The sequence below is a fragment of the Brevibacillus schisleri genome, assembly GCF_055685845.1.
The window spans coordinates 2,500,153-2,517,925 of record NZ_JBVNDM010000001.1; the positions used below are offsets into that span (position 1 = coordinate 2,500,153).

Below are 17,773 nucleotides of genomic sequence, written 5' to 3' on the forward strand. Positions count from 1 at the left end.
ATGCATGAATGAAGAGCCGAGAGCCACTTATCGAAGTGGCTCTTTTTCGTTGGCAAGAGAGCTTGGACAATTGTCAAAAACGGTTTATGCTGTGTAGGTAAGGGAAGGGAAGGGAAGGGACTACGGGGAGGGAACGAGCGTGTACGATTTTGATCAGCGCATCGAACGCAGAGGGACAGATAGTGTCAAATGGGAGATTCAGAATCCGAAAGTGAACGGAGAAGGGATGCTTCCGCTGTGGGTGGCGGATATGGATTTTGCTTGCGCTCCTGAAATCACGGAGGCATTGATCAAACGAGCGAATCACCCGATATACGGATACACGTTGAAGTCAAATGCCTTTTATCAGAGCTTGAAAGAGTGGATACACAAGCGATTTGGTGTAGAGGTAGAAGTGAGCTGGATGACAGGGATACCTGGGGTTGTTCCCGGCATACATGTAGCAGTAGAGGCTTACACAGCCCCCGGAGATAGTGTCTTGATCCAGACACCTGTGTATCATCCTTTTTATCATGCAGTCGAAAACCGCGGACGTCATGTCGTTACCAGCCCACTCTTGGAACGTGACGGCTATTATGAAATGAATTGGGATGATCTCGCACAAAAGCTGAGCGACCCGCGGGTGAAGCTCATGCTGCTTTGTACGCCGCATAATCCAATTGGGCGAGTATGGACCAGAGAAGAGCTGGAGCGCTTGGGAAGATTGTGTGTAGAAAATGGCGTGCTTGTGGTTGCCGACGAGATTCATTCAGACTTGGTTTATGAGCCAAATGTTCATACGCCTTACTATTCGCTGGCACCGGAATTAGCCAACCAGAGCGTTACCTTTCTATCAGCTGCTAAAACATTTAATTTGGCTGGTCTGTACACTTCATATTTGATGACAGAAAATCAGCAGTTATTGCGGAACTTCCAGGTCACAGCATCGAAAATGGGCTATGAGAACCTAAACTTGTTTGGGATGGAAGCAACGATTGCGGCCTACCAACATGGAGACGCATGGCTGGAAGAACTGTTGATCTACTTACGGAAGAATGCAGCCTTTGTACATGAGTTTTTATCGACTCGTATTCCGGGGGTATCCATGGCAATTCCAGAAGCGACATACCTGGGATGGATGGATTTTAGACAGTTAGGATGTAATCAGGCGGAGTTGAATAAGCTTATTCGCGAAGATGCAAAGCTCGGTTTGCACGATGGCACGACGTTTGGGCCAGATGGTGCAGGGTTCATGCGAATTAATTTTGCTTGCCCGAGATCGATTCTAGTCGAAGCGATGGAACGATTGGAGCACGCTGTTCATAAGTAGGGATCATTTGACATGTCCCATGTAGAAATCTACAATCGAATCTGTATACATCGACGTAATAGACTGAGGGGATTTTCAATGGATTTGAAACAAGCGTCCGATCAATTGGAGCAAATACGCAACCAATCACTTGAGTTTACATACATGGGGAGTGTAGCGTCCTATATCCCTGAATTGGCAAAAGTCGAACGACACCAATTAGGAGTAGCTGTATGCTTGCCCGATGGGACGATCCTTTCTGCTGGAGATGCAGAAGTGCCATTCTCGATGCAAAGCATCTCCAAGATTTTCTCTCTGATCGTCGCCTTATGCCAAAACGGGAAGGACTACGTGTTTCGGCATGTGGGGAAAGAACCAACGGGAGACCCGTTTAATTCGATTATAAAACTGGAGACGACCGAATCTCATAAACCACTGAACCCGATGATCAATGCAGGAGCCATTGCCGTTGCGGGCATGATTCGTGGTGCCAACGTGGATGAGCGGCTAGATGCTGTGCTGGCTTTAATGCGGAAAATGACGGGGAATCCTCATCTTTCTATCAATCAAGCTGTTTATTGTTCTGAAAAGAAAACGGCTGATCGAAATCGTGCCCTCGCTTGGTTTCTAAAGGACAGTGGCATACTGGAAACGGATGTAGAAGAGACGCTTGATCTGTATTTTCGCCATTGCTCGATAGAGGTGACAGCGAAGGAAGTAGCTACACTAGGGATGGTGCTTGCAGCAGACGGAATTCTCGTGAATACGGGTGAGCGAGTGATTCCAGAAGAGGTAGCGCGAATCTGCAAGACTTTCATGGTGACTTGTGGGATGTACAATGCCTCTGGTGAGTTTGCGATTGATGTAGGAATTCCCGCGAAAAGTGGGGTTGCTGGCGGCATTATGGCAACCGTGCCACAGCGTATGGGGATTGGTGTGTTCGGTCCGTCACTGGATGAAAAAGGAAATTCGGTTGCTGGTGTCAAGCTGTTGGAGCTACTCTCAAAAGAGTGGAAGCTTGGTATCTTTTAGCTACTTGCAGTTGATCTGTCTTCTCCCCTTTTCAAATGGCCCAGAATCGCGTACTATGTATGATAAGGATGGAGGCAAACGGAGGGATAGGTTTTGACAGAAATTAAGGTTCCCGATCTGGAACAAAAAGCGCTAGCGTTGCTTCAAGCAGACGCCGACAAAATTTACAAGTTGATCGACGTACAGATGGAAAACCTGACCATGCCGCAGTGCCCACTGTATGAAGAAGTGCTGGATACCCAAATGTTCGGGCTTTCTCGTGAAGTAGAGTATGCGGTCCGCTTAGGACTGATTAGCGACGACATTGGTCGAGAAATTATGGGTTCATTGGAGCGTAAATTGGCCCATCTTCATGAACTGTTTAATCAAAGGTAAGGCGAGGAGAGCGGCGATTATCCTCGCTTTTCATTTTATTGAGAGAAAAAACTCTTGCCTATTTCGTGTATTTATATTAAATTAAAGTCTATAATTTTTTATTAATTTTGAAATGCAATGACGGAGACTAGTATGCGGAATCACCGCTTGTCAGGGAGAAGCTGCCTTAGACTGAAAGCAGCTTTGAAGCGCGCCCCGTAGAATTCCCTCCTGAGCAGCCCTCTTAATGGCAGTTTGCCTAGTAGGAGGAATCGGGTCATTCCCGTTATCAATGATGGAGAGAAGTGCGTAGGGAATCTGTATCCCGTGCACTTAATCAGGGTGGTACCGCGAATAACTCGTCCCTTTTTTGGACGGGTTTTTTTTATTTCGGAAAAGCCCAACAACTGAATCATAGAAACAAGCAAGGAAAGAGACTAGTAAACGGACCTGCTGCATGACAGGGAAGGCTGCCATAGACTGAGAGCAGCCTGATGTAAGCCCCGTTGAATTCACTCTTGAGCTGACCTCTGAACGCAGGCGACGCCAGTAGGAGAGTCCGGGTCATACCCGTTATCAATGACGAAGCGAGGCATCGCCTATCAGGGGTGTCTAAGTAGGGTGGTACCGCGAGAAATAAATAACTCGTCCCTTTTTGGGGCGGGTTTTTTTGTATCCATTTTTACGAATGAAAAGAATATCTTTGGAGGGTGAAAATTATGAAACAAGCCGAACAATGGACGAGCAGGCTCGGCTTCATCTTGGCAGCAGCAGGCTCGGCGATTGGACTGGGGGCCATTTGGAAATTTCCATACATGGTCGGAACGAGCGGTGGAGGAGCGTTCTTTCTGCTATTCATTATCTTTACGCTAGCAATTGGTCTTCCACTGTTGTTAGGGGAATTCACAATCGGACGTAGTACACAAAAAGAGGCGATCAGTGCGTATAAAACAATTGCGCCCGGATCACTCTGGCATTGGATCGGTCGCCTTGGGGTGACCACTTGCTTCTTGCTCTTGTCCTTTTACAGTGTAGTGGGAGGATGGATTCTTACTTATCTTCTTCGCGGGTTTACTGGTCAACTACAAGGGCCAGCTTATGACAAAGTGTTTGGTGACGTTATCGGTGATCCTGTTGGTGCAGTAGTTGCGCAGTTGGTTTTCATGCTCATTACCGCATGGGTTGTCGCGAGAGGCGTATCGAGTGGAATTGAGTCCGCTAACAAGTACTTGATGCCTGGTTTGTTCCTTTTATTCATGGTATTGATGGTTCGTTCCTTGACATTGGATGGGGCGATGGAGGGCGTTTCCTTCTTTCTGCGTCCTGATTTTACCAAGCTGAGTGCGCAATCGATCCTTTACGCATTGGGTCAATCCTTTTTCGCGCTGAGCGTCGGGGTGTCCGTCATGGTCACGTACAGCTCGTACCTTGCCAAAAACGAAAGTCTGGTTCGTTCTGCTGGATCGATTGTCAGTTTGAATCTGCTCGTATCGCTATTTGCCGGTTTGGCGATTTTCCCTGCTGTCTTCTCCCTTGGCGTAGAGCCAACTGCAGGGCCGGGATTACTGTTTATCGTACTGCCTTCTGTGTTTGAAAAAATTGCCTTCGGTAACATTTTTCTGTTAATCTTTCTGGCTCTTTTCCTTTTTGCTACACTGACCTCGGCTTTTTCGATGCTGGAAATTATCGTTGCATCTCTTGCAAAGGGGGACGAAGCAAAGCGCAAGCGTCTTGCCTGGGTGATTGGTCTGCTGATTTTTATCGTTGGTGTTCCGTCGGCTTTGTCATTCGGTGTATGGAACGAGGTTACGCTGTTCGGAAAATCTATCTTTGATGCGATGGACTTTTTGGTCAGTAATATCTTGATGCCGTTGGGAGCGTTGCTCATTGCGATCTTCGTTCCGCTGAAAATGAAGCGTGAGACTTTGATAAACGAGCTGGGGGCGCATACTTCTCTGGGCAAACGCATGTTTATCATTTGGCTTCTCCTGATTAAATATGTAGCACCTATCGCGATTCTCGCCGTTTTCCTGCAAATGCTGGGTATCTGGTAAAACAATGAAAGGCTTCGCCACTTTAAGATGGCGGAGCCTTTGTTTTGTTCCAGTGCTCTACGCGAAAAAAAAGACCGTACCCAAAATAATATACACGGTCAATAGAAGGACGCCTTCAAACCAGTTCGTGGCGCCATCCCGTGTGATGGAAATCGTAATAAAGGTAGCAACACCGATCGCAGCCAATTCAAAGGTAGAGAACACGATGTCCATCGGATTGCCTAGCAAGAGACTCATGATGACCAGAGTCGGGGCTACAAACAAGGCGATCTGCAAGCTGGAGCCGATCGCAATTTCGACTGCTGCACCGATGCGTCCTTTTAGTGCCAACAGCATGGCAGCACTGTGCTCTGCGGCATTCCCGATGATCGCAATGACAAAAGCCCCGACGAATAACTCCGACCACCCTAACGATTCGGAGACATGCTGTACACCCTCTACCAGCCATTCCGAGACAACCGCAACGAAAAAGGTAGAGACAGCAAGCATCAAGAGAGAGACACCCTTTGGCCATACCGCATCACTTTCTTGCGGCTCGATATCCGATAAAAACTCACTGTGTGTAATCATGGAAAAGATGAGCCACAAAATGTAGGCAATGATGAGCAGGCTTGCGATGACGATGCTGATGATCTCCACCTTGATCACAGGCAGATCGAACATGAAGACAGCCGGAATAAACAAAGCGACGATTGCGAGAGTCATCAACGATGCATTGTGACTGGCGAGCCTGCTATTGAAGGTTTGTTCCTTGTACTTAAGACCACCCAGTAATGTGCTCAAGCCTAGAACCAACAGCATATTTCCGATGATCGCACCCGTAATAGAGGCTTTGACCATATCGAACAAGCCTTCTTTCACCAGAAAAAAAGCAATAATAAGTTCTGCCGCATTTCCGAAGGTAGCGTTAAGAAAGCCCCCGATTCGGTCTCCAGCATAATGGGCGACGCTCTCTGTCGATTTTCCGAGCCAAGCCGCCAAAAAAATGATGGCCAGTGAAGCTGTGACGAATTGGAGCATTTCATTTCCAGAAAAATAGTGGGCGTAGAGAGCTAATGCCATGCTCCCGCCTACTAATGAGAAAAAGAGTTTCAAGTTCATTTCATCACCTCTACGATTTTTACTCATCCCTAGAACCTCATAGGTATAGAGTTCCTGTTCTGGACAAAACTAACCATGAACTAGAAAAGTGAGGTGTTTTTTTATGACCCAGCCTTTGTTGTGCCCGACATGTAAATCGAATCGGATGAGGTACACTGTCATTGAGCAGACCCCTCGCTATATAAGACTGGACCCACAGTCAGGGGAAGTCGTAGCAGAACTCCATCAAGAAGAGCTTGATATGTTTCACCAGCCGTACAAAGGTGAGCAGTACATGATACAATGTGGAGTTTGCGGGACCACAGAACCGGAAGAGCGATTCGTCAAAATGGCCCAGCACATGCAATCACAACGTTCGAAATGAAAACTCGAAAAGGAAAACAGGCACGCAGTTTACGACTGTCGTGCCTGTTTTTTTATGGAATGCTAGCGGCAAAAAATGTGTCTGCCGATCTTTTTGATTTGAGGGCGGCTCCAAATCCAACCCGATGTAGCTGTATCCGGGTTGAAATAATAAATAGCTCCGTCTGTTGGGTCCCAACCTTTGAGCGCGTCATTCACTGCTTTTTTTGCCTGCTCGTTCGGTGTTAGCCAAATCTGACCATCCGCCACAGCCGTAAAGGCCCGAGGTTCGAAGATAACGCCCGCTGGTGTATTGGGAAAGGACGCGTTTTTCGTCCGGTTTAGAATAACAGCCGCCACTGCCACTTGGCCAATGTAGGGCTCTCCACGAGATTCTCCGTACACGGCATTCGCCATCAGACGCAGGTCGTTCTCCGATATTCCGGCTACATGGTACGTAGGTTTAGAAGGCGCAGAAGGTGTAGAAGGCGTCGATGGTGCAGGGGTTGCGGTTTGTGGCACCCCGAGATCAGAAGCAGTGGGCTTATAATTTTTCGTTGCGTTGTACAGCTTTACTTTCGTCTGCGCGCCAAGGACACCGTCTATGGGTAAGCCAAATTCATACTGAAAGTTACGCAGCGCCCAATAAGAACGCCACCCGAATACGCCGTCTACTTTTCCCGTATAAAATCCAAGGTGCTTCAAGCGATACTGCATCTCACGCACGTCTGAGCCTTCTTCTCCTACTTTAACGATCTGTTCACTGAATGCATCTGAGCGTAAGGGAGATACCATAACCGCCGTTGTAACCAGAAGTGCGAATACTACTACAGCTAGCAGCCATTTGACAGGCTGTTTCATTTCTTACCCTCCTTCGGGTATGGATTTGAATATCAGTTGATTATTGTTAGGTTCTCCAACTTCCGTCATTTTGGCCTTAGTAAAATATTGGAGAATGCGTAGACTACGAGTACATGTATTTGAACTTTGTCCTGGAAGGGGAAGATTTTCATGCAGGTCGCGCAATATTTGACGGAACAATTGATTCGGTGGGGAGTAAAACGAATATATGGGGTGGCAGGTGACGGAATCTTTGCCTGGCTGGATCAGATCGCGAAGCAATCCGACATCCAATACGTTGCTTGCAAGCATGAATCTGCTGCGGCCATGATGGCAAGTGCGGAAGCAAAGCTGACAGGGAACCCAGCTGTTTGTACCGCGACGATGGGGCCAGGTTTCGTCAATCTGCTGAATGGACTTGCAGATGCGCATACGGATCGTGTACCCGTCATTGCGATTACAGGTCAAGTGGAGACATACAAGCTGGGTGGAGCGTACAAGCAGTTTGTCTCTCAAGAAGACATGATACGTCCCATCAGTTTTTATTCAACGACAATTACGCATCCAGATGCAATCCAAAGTGTTCTGCACAAAGCATTTGTCACGGCTATGCAGCAAAAAGGAGTGACACATCTCGCCATTTGCAAGGACGTCTTTACCCAAACGACTTCAGAAGCTGTCCTTGCAGCACTTCCACGCATTCCACATGCCATTTACCCGGATCGGATGGAGATTGAGCTCGCTTCCGAGCAGGTTGCAAAGGCGCAAAAGCCTCTCATTCTACTTGGAATCGGTGCCCGCAAGTCGGCGGATTTGTGTGTGAAGCTAGCGGAACAGCTAGGGGCAGGCGTGTTGCTGTCGCTCGGAGCAAAAGGAACGATAGATGAATCACATCCACTTGTGATTGGCGGATGGGGAGAGGGGGGCAGCGAAACAGCTTTACATGCTTTAGCGGAAGCTGATTTGTTGCTAATTTTGGGAGCCAGCTGGTTCCCTCGCGCTTTTTTACCCAAGAAACTATCCGTCATGCAAGTAGATCATCAGCCTGCATCGATACATGCACACCCCTACCTCCAGTCTGTCACGGCTGAATTGGACGATGTCCTGCCGATCTGGATGAGACGTTTGCAATCGCGCAGACAAGACGATGCGTGGCAGGAACAAATCAAGCGTTGGCATGGCGAGTTTGGCGAGGAGACAGAGCAAGCAGTTATTCAACAAGCGAGTGAACAAGTAAAGCCACAAACCTTGATGCACACGCTTGGGGGAGTGGTCAATGAAGATGCGATTATCGTCCTGGATACGGGTGAGCACACGATCTGGTTTAATCGTGCGTTCCGTGGGAAAAAACAGACCCCACTCTTTTCTGGAAAGTGGCGAACAATGGGATTCGGGTTGCCTGCGGCTGTGGCTGCAAAGCTAACCTATCCTGATAAGCAGGTCGTCTGCATTGCTGGGGATGGGGGATTGCAAATGAATCTGGCGGAATTGATGACAGCAGCCCAGCTTCAGCTTCCGATTGTAATTCTCGTGGTGAACAATGGGACATTAGGATTGGAAGAGGTTAAAATGAGTCAGGCGGGCTTGATCCCTTTTGGAGTGAAATTGCATAATCCAGATTTTCAACAATTGGCGAAAGCTTGCAGGATCAGTAGCAAGGTTGTTAAAGAGGTACAAGCTCTGGAGCCTGTATTGCGGGAGGCGCTTGCTGCAGATCAGTTGACACTCGTTGACATTCACTGCACATCTCCGACACTAACGGAGAGAAAAAAACAAATTTCCTTCCAAGCCCAAGCATGATTTGTTTATAATGAAAGAAAAGGCAAATGAAACCAGTGGGGGAAGAACGAAACGGGCGAAGAGGAGGGCGTCCTGATGGCTGACAGACTTGGCGAAATCCGAGTAGCAGATCAGGTGATCGCAATCATTGCTGGCGTTGCTGTAGAAGAAGTGTTGGAAGTCACAGTCCGTTCAGGCGGAATTTATCAAGATTTGGCGAAAAAGCTGAATGGCGGCGCGAAAGGCATTACCGTATCCGTAATAGAAGACAGAGTCACCATTGACATGCGTGTGTCCGTCCGTTATGGGGCGCAGATTCATCACGTCTGTCATGTCCTACAGGAAAAAGTAAAAGAAGCGGTGGAAACATTGACAGGTCTTTATGTGGAAGCCGTGAATGTACGGGTGGAAACAATCGAACTCCTTCGAAATGAGTAAGAAAAAAGGGATACTGGACTCATCCGGTATCCCTTATGCTTGTTTTTTACATGGCGTATGGCTGTTTTTGTAATTGCTCTTCTACCTTCTGGCGACTGACTTCCCGCGATATACTGAGCAAAAAGCCTGTGGCGAGCAGACATACGAGTAAGGAGGAGCCACCATAACTGATAAACGGCAATGGTACACCTGTCAATGGAATCAAACCCGTTACTCCGCCAATGTTTAAGATTGCCTGAATGGCGAACATGCTGACCACACCGATTCCTGCGAGACTGGCAAAGGTGTCTTTTACGCGCAGACAAATATGGATGCCACGCAGCAGGAAAAGCAAGAAAATCAAGAGGAACACAGAGGCACCGATAAAGCCAAGCTCTTCTGTCATGATCGAGAAAATAAAATCGGTATGCCTCTCGGGCAAATACAAATACTTTTGAATGCTTTTTCCAAAGCCTGTCCCAGTCAGGCCGCCATGTGCAATCGCAATCCAGGATTGAATAATGTTGTAGCCGGTGCCACTCATATCACTCCATGGATCGAGGTAGGAAGAAATCCGATTCAAGGCATGGGGCTTTGCTGTGATGTATACCAAAAGTGCAACAGTCACAGCTGGTGCACCGAGACCGACCAGTTGACGGATTCTGGCCCCACCGCAGATCATGACAATCAAAGCGCACCCGAGCAGGATGGCCGCAGAACCGAGGTCAGGCTGGACGACAATCATCATAAAAAACATTCCCGTTACCATCAGTGGGGGCATCAATCCAGATTTCAGCTTTTGTATCCCGTTCCCCTTTTTAGAGATGATCGCTGCCAAGTACAGAATAAGACCAAGCTTGGCAAACTCCGCAGGCTGTATAGTTGCAGAACCGATTTCAAACCATGATCGAGCTCCGTTCACTTCCTTACCAATACCCGGAACAAGAACCAGGAGCAAAGAAAAGAAGCTGACGAGCGCAATCAATAAGAAGTTTCTCTTATAAAAGGAGAAGGGAATGTTCATGGCCACCAGCATCCCAACGACACCGAGCAGCAAGAAAACGGATTGACGCTTCACGAAATAAAGCTCATCTCCGCCACAGTAATCACAGCCGCCGCTTGTAAAGCTCGTCAATGCGAAAATGGAGCTGGAGCTGAGAACCATGGTTATCCCAAACCCAACAAGTAGGGCGGTCAAAAACAGGAGCAAGAAGTCAGGTACGCCCCTCGTCTTCATAAAAAATACCCCCCTCTACGTGAAACAGAGAGGGGATTCCTCTCTGCACACCATGCATTTCAATTATTAATGTGAGGACAGCTTTTCACCCAGCAATTGCAGCTTCAACTTCGCTGTTTTTACAACGGAGTCTGGCATTGGGTAATCGTAATCCAGCCCGTGTGGGAAAAGGTGTTTGCCCATGTAAGGATCTTCGAGCTTCAGTACTGCGTGCGTATCCTCAAGCTTGCCTTGCGTCACGTTCGCTTCGATGCGCAGGTAGAAGACGTTGCCTTTATCTTGGATTTTATAATCGTATGTAGCATGCTTGTAATCCCAAGCGCCGCGATCAAAGCCGAGTTCGCTCATATAATGCTCCAGATCGGCGAAAAAGACTTCTTTCGTGCCAATACCCGTGTCCTTAATGACCATTCTTTTTCCTCCTAAAAATGGGTGAGATATTCACTCATTTAATCATAGTCTGTTTTTAGAAGAAGCGCAATATATCATACTCTTTCTTGCGAATGAAACGATAGATGAGCGGACAAACTACAATCGTTGATTAGCAAAAGGAGGAGAATGAAATGGCAAAGCTGGAAAATCGTACCCTACGTGAAATTATGACAAAAGATGTCGCTACTGTGACGCTTAAGGATAATGTGTATGAAGTGGCTTGCAAAATGCGCGATTGGAATGTAGGGGTCATTCCGGTTGTGGATGAAAAAGAAGATGTGATCGGTGTCATTACAGACCGCGATATTGTGATTCGCGGTTTGGCTGAAAAGCATGAAGGATCGACTGCCACCGAGGTGGTCATGACCCGAGACATTATTCTCGGACAGCCGGGGATGACGGTTGATGAAGCGGCAAAGGTGATGGCTCAGCATCAAATTCGTCGCCTGCCCGTTGTCGAGCATGGCAAGCTGGTTGGAATTGTGGCGTTGGCAGATATGGCTGTTCGTCAAGTTCACCACGATGAGGCGAGTGATGCTCTCCAACAAATTTCTGAGCCGGCGCCACATTAATAAGATAGAAATCAGCTGTCGGGAGGAATCCGGCAGCTTTTTTTCTTTCTGTCTGTACATTCACGCTGCGGCAAGGTTTATGATAAGGAAAGAATGAAACAGGGAGAGAGTTCCATGCAAATCAAAGACATGGCCCATCGCTTGCAAATAACTCCGCGTGCGATTCGATATTATGAAGAAAAAGGGCTGATCAAGCCATCGAAAGCAGATGCGTCCGGGTATCGCCAGTTCACGGAGGAAGATGTCTGGAGGCTGCAAACCATCATTACCCTGCGCGAGGTCGGGATGGCGGTAGAAGACATACGGGAGCTTCTGATTCATATGAAAGATCAGGAAGGCACTCTTCTCCATTATTTAGAGCTGCAGCGTTCGTTTATGTATACAAGGTGGGTAGAAATGAGCAAGGTCATCCAAACGACAGAAGCGATGATTGAGCGGGTAAAGGGTAGGGAATCGATTGATCCAGCAGAGCTATTTACATTGGCAGAGGCGAACAAGCGATTGAAGCAGACGCGGGATAACTGGGTGGATCGATGGAATTTTAATGAATGGGCGGATCGCTACGACGAATGGGTACATGGCGGGAATGGTCATGAATCGTACGAGAACGTACTGGATGAGGTGGTAGCAGCCATTGCAGTCAAACCAGGAGAATGCGGCTTGGATGCTGGAACGGGAACCGGGAACCTCGCAGGGCGTCTCGTGAAAAAAGGAGCCAAGATGAGCGGGTTCGACCAATCTCCGCAAATGCTGAAGCAATGCAGAGCAAAGCACGCGGAGGTCGAGACGAAGCTGGGAACCTTTTTCGCCTTTCCGTTTTTAGAAAATCGGTTTGACTTTGTGGCTACGAGTTACGCCTTGCACCATTTGACGGATGATCAAAAGCAGCTTGCCTTGGCGGAATGTCGCCGCGTATTAAAACCAGGGGGACGGTTGGTTATTGCCGATTTGATGTTTGAGGATCAGATGCATAGACAAGCTCATCTGGAAGCCCTAGAGGAAGCCGGACATACGAGAGTGATAGCAGATATTCAGGACCGCTGTTATGCAGATCGCTCCCGATTGCTACAGGAGCTTGTTCATCTTGGTTTTACGAATAAAGTGAGACAGCTAGGTACCTATACGCATTTGATCTTGTCTACTTGTTCGTAATCCATTCTTTCGAACACGAATTTCACTTTTGGGCTCTTCCAACTACTGACACGTGTCTAGCCTTTTGCATAGGCTGTAACGAGAAGGAAAGGAGGACTCCACCATGGGTCTGTTCGACGGTTTTTTTGATCGCGAAAACGAGGAATTTATATGGATTATTATTGTCGTGGTCGTCCTGTTGTTCTTGTTTAGTGCCGATCGTGATTAAAATCTGGACGTATAGACAAAACGACCTTGGGCGAAGGTCGTTTTTTTCGTTACCCAAAGTGGACTTCTCCATCCAAAACATGCTCGCGCGGTAGCGGTTCCTGTGGCGATGCGTTTTTTTCTCTCCTATTGACCTGCGCGGGCAAATCCACTACGCTGGAAAACAATGCAACATAGAAGAGGAGAAGGAAGTTATGAGACGATTTGCTATGTACCTGCTCGCCCTTACTCTTTTGCTAACGGCATGTGGAGCGTCCGGCCAACCAGAAGCTAACGGAGAGATGGATGCTGTGATCAAACGAGTGGTTGATGGCGATACATTCGAGCTAGATAGCGGAGAAAAAGTCCGTATGATTGGCGTAGATACCCCGGAGACAGTGAAACCGAACCATCCAGTCGAACCGTATGGGAAAGAAGCGAGCAATTACTCCAAAGAGCTTTTAACGGGCAAAAAGGTTAAGCTGAAGTTCGATGTCGAGCCCTATGACAAATACAAGCGTTTGCTTGCTTACGTATATTTGGAAGACGGCACCTTTGTCAATGAAAAGCTCGTTCGTGACGGCTACGCCCGGATCATGACAATCCCACCGAATGTAGCCCAAGCCGAGCTGTTCTTGGCAGCAGAGCGGGAGGCGCGGGAGCAGAATCGTGGATTGTGGGCTTTAGAAGGGCAGCAGGCAGATGCTCCTAAGGAAAAAGCCAAGCCAAAAAAACAGTCCAATAACAATACCGCAACAAACACTGCACCACCAGAAGGCAAAACGATCAAGGGAAATATCAATAGCAAGGGCGAGAAAATCTATCACGTCCCTGGCTCCGCTAGCTATGAGCAAACAAATGCGGAGACGTGGTTTGCGACGGAGGAAGAAGCGCAGCAAGCAGGTTTTCGAGCGCCAAAACGATAAGACATGTAAGGAACATGAGCCGCATAAATGAAAACGCAAGCCTCGTCTGCTTTGGTAGTCGGGGCTTTTTCCTTGTCGAAAAGAATTTTAGAAATGTTACAGAACGATGTTATATGATAAAAAAGGTCAAAAGTCCTATATAAAATGCCGTTACATAAGAGAAAGGGATTATAAAATAACTCGCATTTTTCACAGAAAGAAGAAATCATTCGTAGAATTACGATGTAGGAAACAACTATTATGAAGTTGACGGTAAGGAGAAAGCTTTTTTTAGGGTTTTTGGCCGTGTTATTACTTTTAGTGGCAGTAGCAGGAATTGGTTTTTCTCAGATTTCTTCCATCGATTCCTGTTTATAGGAGGATAATTGAAGACAGAATCCACAAGGAGATGTTGTCCAAGGACATTATTGCTAGTGTCAGTGAACGACAAAAGTATGCACGAGGATATGTCATTGTAGGCGATGACAGCTACCTGACAGGGTATTCAAAAGCCAATAACCGTTATAAAGAGTCTTGCTTAGCGCGCTGGCGCTTCTCACAGGAGTCGGTATCGCCTTCATGAACTTGGCACAAGCAGATATTTCGATCAAGAATCGTGACGAAATCGGCGAACTTGCTCGCCATTTTACTCAAATGAAGCACAATTTGCAAGATTTATTAGAACGAGTCTCCTTCCATTCACAACAAGTAGCCGCATCCTCCGAGGAATTGACAGCCAGCTCCGAACTAACACATCAGACAGCAGAGCACGTATCCCAATCGATCCAAGGTATTGCAGCAGGTGCTGAGCAGCAAGTAAATGATGCAGAGAATGCAACACAGATTGCTGTGAGCATCTCGCAAGTGATGCAGCAAGTATCAACGAGCATGGAGCATGCGATCAGCTCATCCGTTGAAGCGAACAAAACAGCAACGGAAGGTAATGAAGTGGTTGCCAAATCAATCGAACAAATGAAAGAGATTAATCAAAGAGTGAGCTCTTCTACCGAAGTGGTCAATATGCTCAGCGAAAAATCAAAAGAAGTTGGTTCAATCGTTTCGATTATTACGGAAATCGCGAGTCAAACGAATTTATTGGCGTTGAACGCAGCGATTGAAGCGGCGAGAGCGGGGGAACAGGGAAGAGGATTTGCGGTCGTCGCAGATGAAGTTCGCAAATTAGCAGAGCAATCCGCGCAAGCCGCTTCGCAGATCGCTTCCATCATTGGGGATATTCAAAGAAATACGGAAAAGGCGATTCACGTCATGAGTCAAGGGGACGTATCTGTCCAAGAAGGAGTCATCATGATTGAACAAGCTGGGGTTGCCTTCCATAAAATTTTGGGGGTAGTAGACGAAGTCTCGAAAAGTACACAAGAAATGTCGGGACAAATCAATAAAGCCAATGACGGAACGGTTTCCGTTGTGGAATTTATAGTGGGAATTGCGCATGTTTCAAGAATGGCAGCGGAAAACACGCAAAACGTAGTTGCTTCTGTACAAGAACAAACAGCTTCTTTGGAACAGATTACAACCGCTTCTAGCACACTCGCCGAAATGGCAGAAGAGAGCTGCAGCATTCCATCCGGAAGTTTCAATTGTAATGCGAAAACAGGCGGGGGTGCCATGTGTTTAATCATATCAGAGATGTAAAGTTTGCATTATCTGCATTGGAAGAGTCATCAGTTATTTCGATAACAGATGAAAAAGGAATCATCACCTACGTCAATCACAACTTCTGTCAAATATCCAAGTTTAATAGAGAGGAATTAATCGGAAAGAACCATAACATCGTCGATTCCGGTTTCCACCCACGAAACTATTTTAAATTGCTATGGGATACCATCAGCCGAGGAAAAGTATGGAAAGGCGATATGAAAAACCGGGCAAAGGACGGGACGGAATATTGGCTTAACATGACATTAGTTCCGTTCATGAACGATAGTGGATTCCTTTATCAGTATGTAGCAATCGGGACGGACATCACGAAACGAAAGCTGATGGAAGAGTCTCTTGCAAAAACGATGAAGGACTTGCACGATATCAAAAATGCACTGGATGAATCTTCGATTGTAGCGATTACAGACGACAAAGGCGTCATTACTTATGTAAATGACAAGTTTTGTGAAATCTCCAGATACGAAGTGGATGAATTAGTTGGAAATACACATCGGGTCATTAACTCTCGCTATCATTCCAAGTCGTTTTTTAAATTAATGTGGGAAACGATCAAGCAAGGACGTGTCTGGAAGGGCGAAGTGAAGAATCGCGCCAAAGATGGCACTGAATACTGGATGAATACGACCATCGTGCCATTTCTAGACGACCGGGGGGTTCCGTATCAATATGTTTCAATCCGTACGGACATTACCGACCGGATTGAAGCAGAGGCAGCTTTGGCAGAAGCCTTGCAGAACGATTTTCGCAGGACGGTCCGAAACTTGCAAAACTGTGTGTTCAAGATCGTGACAGATCAGAGAGGGAACATTACGTATACCTTGTGTGAAGGGAAAATTGCCGAAGAGCTCGGGCTAACATCTGAGAGGATGTTAAGAAAAACGTCGTATGAAATCTTTCCTTATGAGGTAGCGGAGCAAATGGAAAGCTATTTTCGCAGAGCATTTGCTGGCGAGTCTGTCACTTTCGAACTAAAACTATCCGGAAATGATTATTACATTACGTTGTCACCTATTGAGGAAAACGGAGAAATCGTGGAAATGGTAGGCTCCATGATTGACATCACTGAGCGAAAAAAGGCGGAAGAAACGATTCGCTACATGGCCCATTACGATTCCTTGACTAACCTGCCTAATCGAACGCTTTTTCATGAAAAACTCGCAGAGGCGATGCTTAAAGCAAAACAAAAAGATGAGAAAATTGGCGTTATGTTCATCGATTTGGATCGATTTAAAAACATCAATGACACGCTTGGTCACTCCATTGGGGATGTCCTTTTACAAGCAGTAGCAAATCGTCTTCTTTGTTGTTTGCGAAAAGAAGATTCTGTTTCTCGACTGGGTGGAGATGAGTTCGCCATTTTTCTCACAGGTGTCACACACAGGGAGGCTGGTGAAATTGCACAACGAATCATCACGAGCATGTCCGAATCGATTACGTTAGACCATATCGAAATCTTTATCACACCAAGTATCGGCATCAGCATGTATCCGGATGATGGAGACGATATTGAAGCGCTACTGAAGCATGCAGACGCTGCCATGTATTTGGCAAAAGAGCAAGGGAAAAATAATTATCAATTTTTCTCGGAGGAGCTTCATCTGGTTTTAGCGAAAAAACTACAGCTTGAAAGAGAGCTGCGAAAAGCTTTGGATGAGAAACAGTTTACGCTGCACTACCAACCGAAGATTCATTTGCAGACGGGCCAGATTATTGGCATGGAGGCGTTGATTCGTTGGGACCATCCAGACCTTGGTCTCATCCCGCCTATTCAATTTATTCCGATCGCAGAAGAAACAGGCTTAATTGTACCGCTTGGAGAATGGGTAATGCGAACGGCATGCCAACAGACAAAAGCGTGGCAGGAAGCAGGCTTTACACAGCTGGCTGTTGCGGTCAATATATCCTTACGCCAATTTATGCAAAACAATCTCATTGAGATGATTACCTCGATCCTTGAAGAAACGGGGTTAGCTCCACAATACTTGGAGCTGGAAATCACGGAAAGCATGGCGCTAAATGTAGACTATACGATTCGGATATTGCATCGCTTGAAAGGTCTGGGGATTAGCATCAGTATCGATGATTTCGGGACGGGCTACAGTTCTTTGAGCTATCTGAGTCAATTCCCGATCGATCGGCTCAAAATCGACCAATCCTTTCTAAGGAATTTGAATCCACAGAATCAAGCGATTATTAAAACGATCATCCATATGGCACATAACATGAAAATTGCTGTTATTGCAGAGGGTGTAGAAACACATGAACATGTTGATTTTCTAAAGGAACAATTGTGTAATGAAGTCCAAGGGTACTTTTACAGTAAACCGCTGCCCCCGAAAGAAATCGATTCCTTCTTGCAGGTAAATCGTTATGGTGAATCAGGCAGCATGGTTTAAGTAGAC

At 46.8% G+C, this 17,773-nt stretch carries 16 protein-coding genes and 2 other annotated features; of the genes, 12 read left to right on the top strand and 4 right to left on the bottom strand.

Features of this window, described 5'->3' with window-relative positions:
- Positions 1-139: 139 nt before the first annotated feature.
- The 4 genes from ACUUHJ_RS12400 (at position 140) to ACUUHJ_RS12415 (ending at position 4,728) form a co-directional block, all read left to right on the top strand.
- Positions 140-1,309 (top strand): MalY/PatB family protein, encoded by a 1,170-nt coding sequence (locus ACUUHJ_RS12400; RefSeq protein WP_472299019.1) that lies wholly within the window; start codon positions 140-142, stop codon positions 1,307-1,309.
- Positions 1,310-1,387: 78 nt separating this feature from the next.
- Positions 1,388-2,320 (top strand): glutaminase A, encoded by a 933-nt coding sequence (gene glsA / locus ACUUHJ_RS12405; protein WP_064199836.1) that lies wholly within the window; start codon positions 1,388-1,390, stop codon positions 2,318-2,320.
- 93 nt (positions 2,321-2,413) lie between these two features.
- Positions 2,414-2,695, top strand: coding sequence for an Fpa/YlaN family protein (locus ACUUHJ_RS12410; protein WP_012685955.1), 282 nt, complete (start codon positions 2,414-2,416; stop codon positions 2,693-2,695).
- 108 nt (positions 2,696-2,803) lie between these two features.
- Positions 2,804-3,044, top strand: a binding site (T-box leader).
- 48 nt (positions 3,045-3,092) lie between these two features.
- Positions 3,093-3,330: a binding site (T-box leader), on the top strand.
- A 63-nt stretch (positions 3,331-3,393) separates the two neighbouring features.
- Positions 3,394-4,728: a sodium-dependent transporter gene (locus tag ACUUHJ_RS12415; protein WP_472299020.1), complete on the top strand. Its 1,335-nt coding sequence runs from the start codon at positions 3,394-3,396 to the stop codon at positions 4,726-4,728.
- Positions 4,729-4,785: 57 nt separating this feature from the next.
- Here the strand turns inward: ACUUHJ_RS12415 and cax are convergent, their stop codons facing one another.
- Positions 4,786-5,829 (bottom strand): calcium/proton exchanger, encoded by a 1,044-nt coding sequence (gene cax, locus ACUUHJ_RS12420; RefSeq protein WP_289678074.1) that lies wholly within the window; start codon positions 5,827-5,829, stop codon positions 4,786-4,788.
- A 103-nt stretch (positions 5,830-5,932) separates the two neighbouring features.
- Here cax and ACUUHJ_RS12425 point away from each other — a divergent pair, with 103 nt between their 5' ends.
- Positions 5,933-6,193 (top strand): hypothetical protein, encoded by a 261-nt coding sequence (locus ACUUHJ_RS12425; RefSeq protein WP_472299021.1) that lies wholly within the window; start codon positions 5,933-5,935, stop codon positions 6,191-6,193.
- Positions 6,194-6,255: 62 nt separating this feature from the next.
- Here ACUUHJ_RS12425 and sleB read toward each other — a convergent pair whose 3' ends face one another.
- Entirely contained in the window at positions 6,256-6,966 is a 711-nt protein-coding gene (gene sleB / locus ACUUHJ_RS12430; protein ID WP_396476162.1) for a spore cortex-lytic enzyme, read from the bottom strand.
- Between the two features lie 216 nt (positions 6,967-7,182).
- Here sleB and ACUUHJ_RS12435 point away from each other — a divergent pair, with 216 nt between their 5' ends.
- Positions 7,183-8,811, top strand: coding sequence for a thiamine pyrophosphate-binding protein (locus ACUUHJ_RS12435; protein ID WP_472299022.1), 1,629 nt, complete (start codon positions 7,183-7,185; stop codon positions 8,809-8,811).
- Between the two features lie 75 nt (positions 8,812-8,886).
- The gene (locus tag ACUUHJ_RS12440) at positions 8,887-9,228 is read left to right on the top strand and encodes an Asp23/Gls24 family envelope stress response protein (RefSeq protein WP_289677529.1); all 342 of its coding nucleotides are present in this window, start codon (positions 8,887-8,889) and stop codon (positions 9,226-9,228) included.
- Between the two features lie 46 nt (positions 9,229-9,274).
- Here ACUUHJ_RS12440 and ftsW read toward each other — a convergent pair whose 3' ends face one another.
- Positions 9,275-10,444, bottom strand: a complete 1,170-nt coding sequence (ftsW, locus tag ACUUHJ_RS12445; protein ID WP_289677530.1) for a putative lipid II flippase FtsW — start codon at positions 10,442-10,444, stop codon at positions 9,275-9,277.
- 66 nt (positions 10,445-10,510) lie between these two features.
- Positions 10,511-10,855, bottom strand: coding sequence for a YugN family protein (locus ACUUHJ_RS12450; RefSeq protein ID WP_016739853.1), 345 nt, complete (start codon positions 10,853-10,855; stop codon positions 10,511-10,513).
- Between the two features lie 152 nt (positions 10,856-11,007).
- Between ACUUHJ_RS12450 and ACUUHJ_RS12455 the strand changes: the two genes are divergently transcribed.
- The 5 genes from ACUUHJ_RS12455 to ACUUHJ_RS12475 all read left to right on the top strand — a co-directional run bounded on the left by ACUUHJ_RS12455 (position 11,008) and on the right by ACUUHJ_RS12475 (position 17,767).
- Positions 11,008-11,448, top strand: a complete 441-nt coding sequence (locus ACUUHJ_RS12455; protein WP_289677531.1) for a CBS domain-containing protein — start codon at positions 11,008-11,010, stop codon at positions 11,446-11,448.
- Between the two features lie 114 nt (positions 11,449-11,562).
- Entirely contained in the window at positions 11,563-12,600 is a 1,038-nt protein-coding gene (locus tag ACUUHJ_RS12460; protein ID WP_289677532.1) for a MerR family transcriptional regulator, read from the top strand.
- Positions 12,601-13,001: 401 nt separating this feature from the next.
- Positions 13,002-13,712 (top strand): thermonuclease family protein, encoded by a 711-nt coding sequence (locus tag ACUUHJ_RS12465; protein WP_472299023.1) that lies wholly within the window; start codon positions 13,002-13,004, stop codon positions 13,710-13,712.
- 558 nt (positions 13,713-14,270) lie between these two features.
- Entirely contained in the window at positions 14,271-15,344 is a 1,074-nt protein-coding gene (locus ACUUHJ_RS12470) for a methyl-accepting chemotaxis protein (RefSeq protein ID WP_472299024.1), read from the top strand.
- Positions 15,320-17,767, top strand: a complete 2,448-nt coding sequence (locus tag ACUUHJ_RS12475) for an EAL domain-containing protein (protein ID WP_472299025.1) — start codon at positions 15,320-15,322, stop codon at positions 17,765-17,767. Before ACUUHJ_RS12470 ends, ACUUHJ_RS12475 begins: the two co-directional genes overlap by 25 nt.
- Positions 17,768-17,773: the final 6 nt, after the last annotated feature.